The sequence below is a fragment of the Mesorhizobium sp. M1E.F.Ca.ET.063.01.1.1 genome, assembly GCF_003998155.1.
Classification (GTDB): domain Bacteria; phylum Pseudomonadota; class Alphaproteobacteria; order Rhizobiales; family Rhizobiaceae; genus Mesorhizobium.
On record NZ_RZSC01001125.1, the window covers coordinates 1 to 1,369 of the forward strand.

Below are 1,369 nucleotides of genomic sequence, written 5' to 3' on the forward strand. Positions count from 1 at the left end.
CATTGAAGGCGGCGGCCGAATCCAGCCGCCTGCGCATCCTGGTGCTGCTGTCGCGCGGCGATCTCACAGTCTCCGACCTTACTGAAATCCTTGGCCAATCGCAGCCCCGCGTCTCCCGGCATCTGAAGCTCCTGCTCGATGCCGGGCTGATCGGCCGCTACCAGGAAGGGTCGTGGGCATTCTTCAGGCTGTCGGATACGGACAGCTCGCGTGCCTTCGTGCAGCGTCTGGTCTCGGGCGTGCGCGAGGCCGATCCGCAGGTGGTGCGCGATCTGGAGCGGCTGGCAGCGGTCAAGCGCAAACGGCAAGACCGTGCCGCAGAGTATTTCTCGGAGAACGCCGCGAGCTGGGATCGAATCCGCTCGCTGCATGTACCGGACCGCGCGGTGGAAGCCGCGCTGCTGAAGCTTGTCGGCAAGCGACCGTTCCAGTCGATGCTCGACCTCGGCACCGGCACCGGCAGGCTGCTGGAGATCTTTGCGCCGCTCTACCGGCGCGGCGTCGGCATAGACATGTCGCGCGAGATGCTGACGGTAGCGCGCGCCAATCTCGACAAGGCGGGCGTCGCCAACGCGCAAGTGCGCCAGGGCGACATTTTTTCGCCGCCGGTCGAGCGCAACGCCTTCGACCTCGTCACTATCCACCAGGTGCTGCACTATCTCGACGATCCGGGCCGCGCCATCGATGAGGCGGCGAGGCTGCTGCGTCCGGCGGGCAGGCTGGTCATCGTCGACTTCGCGCCTCACAATCTGGAGTTCCTGCGCGACCAGCATGCGCATATGCGGCTCGGCTTCTCCGACCGGCAGATCGCCGACTGGTTCGCGGAGGCAGGGCTCGATCTCGAAGACAGCCAGGAATTCGAGCCGCGCGGCCAGGCAGAGGCAAAACTCACCGTCAAGCTCTGGCTCGGCCGCGACCGTCGCCTTCTGATCGCCGACCCGTCCAACGACGTACTCCCAGCAAGGGAAACAGCCTGATGAACCAGTTCCGCTTTTCCCGCCGCCCAGACATTGGCGACAAGGTCCGGGTGTCGTTCGAGTTCTTCCCGCCGAAGACCGACGACATGGAAGCAAGGTTGTGGGACACCGTCACAAGGCTGGAGCCGCTCAAGCCGCAATTCGTGTCGGTGACCTACGGCGCAGGCGGCTCGACCCGCGAGCGCACGGCGCGCACGGTCAAGCGCATTCTCAACGAGACGACGCTGACGCCGGCGGCGCACATGACCTGTGTCGATGCCGCCCGCCATCAGGTCGACGCCGTCATCCGTGAATTCGCCGATTTCGGCGTTACCCGTTTCGTCGCCTTGCGCGGCGATCCGGCCGCGGGCGTGGGAACCGCCTACCGTCCGCATCCCGACGGCTACGCCAAC

Annotated in this window: 2 protein-coding genes; both read left to right on the forward strand. The window is 66.0% G+C overall.

Features of this window, described 5'->3' with window-relative positions:
- Positions 1-2: 2 nt before the first annotated feature.
- The gene (locus EOA29_RS36595) at positions 3-977 is read left to right on the forward strand and encodes a metalloregulator ArsR/SmtB family transcription factor (protein WP_127222401.1); all 975 of its coding nucleotides are present in this window, start codon (positions 3-5) and stop codon (positions 975-977) included.
- Positions 977-1,369: methylenetetrahydrofolate reductase (locus EOA29_RS36600; RefSeq protein WP_189479121.1), on the forward strand; the 393-nt coding region annotated here is incomplete at its 3' end. The genes EOA29_RS36595 and EOA29_RS36600, both read left to right, overlap by 1 nt.